Annotated in this window: 1 protein-coding gene; it reads left to right on the forward strand. The window is 39.7% G+C overall.

Annotated elements, in window-relative coordinates; translation table 11 throughout:
* Nucleotides 1–865, forward strand: an 865-nt coding sequence (locus HW423_RS10955; protein ID WP_456238833.1) for a collagen-flanked surface repeat-containing protein, incomplete at both ends; no start/stop codon positions are given.

Here is an 865-nt window from a genome sequence, read left to right on the forward strand (position 1 = left end):
AAAGATGGTAAAGATGGTAAAGATGGTGAAGACGGACAGACTCCGAATATCGAAGTTGTACCAAGTGAAGACGCAGAAAACCCAGGATATACAATCATCATTACTAACCCTGAGACTGGTGAAACAGAAGAAATCTTTGTTAGAGACGGCCAAGATGGTGAAGACGGTGTTGACGGTCAAGATGGCAACACAATCCATGTTGAAGACAATGGTGATGGCACGTATGACATTATTGTTGTAGACCCAGAAGGCAACGAAGTTAGCCGTAATACAGTCCGTGACGGTGAAGACGGACAGACTCCGAATATCGAAGTTGTACCAAGTGAAGATCCAGAAAATCCAGGATATACTATCATTATTACTAACCCTGAGACTGGTGAAGCAGAAGAAATCTATGTTAGAGACGGCCAAGATGGCGAATCAATAACTATAATTGAACAACATACTGATAAAAATGGAAATACGATCATTAAATTTAGTGACGGGACAATTACAGTAATCCCACCAGGAGCAGATGGTAATTCAATTTCAATTATCAATCAGTATGTTAATGAATCAGGAAATGTAGTTATTGTCTTTAACGATGGATCAATTGTAGAAATACCTTCTAATCATGATGGTAAAGTTGTGCAAAACATAACTATAATAAACAATGGTGATGTAGTTGTGACCTACACAGACAATTCAACAAAAGTCATCTTTAATATCAAAGAATTATGTGAAATTTGTAATTCAGACAGCGGCGAACCAGGAAACGAAACGCCAGGAAAAGATGAACCAGGAAACGAAACGCCAGGAACAGACGAACCAGGTAACGACATTCCAGGAACAGATGAACCAGGAAACGAAACGCCAGGTACGGAGG

Source organism: Ruoffia halotolerans, assembly GCF_014049385.1.
GTDB classification, from domain to species: domain Bacteria; phylum Bacillota; class Bacilli; order Lactobacillales; family Aerococcaceae; genus Ruoffia; species Ruoffia halotolerans.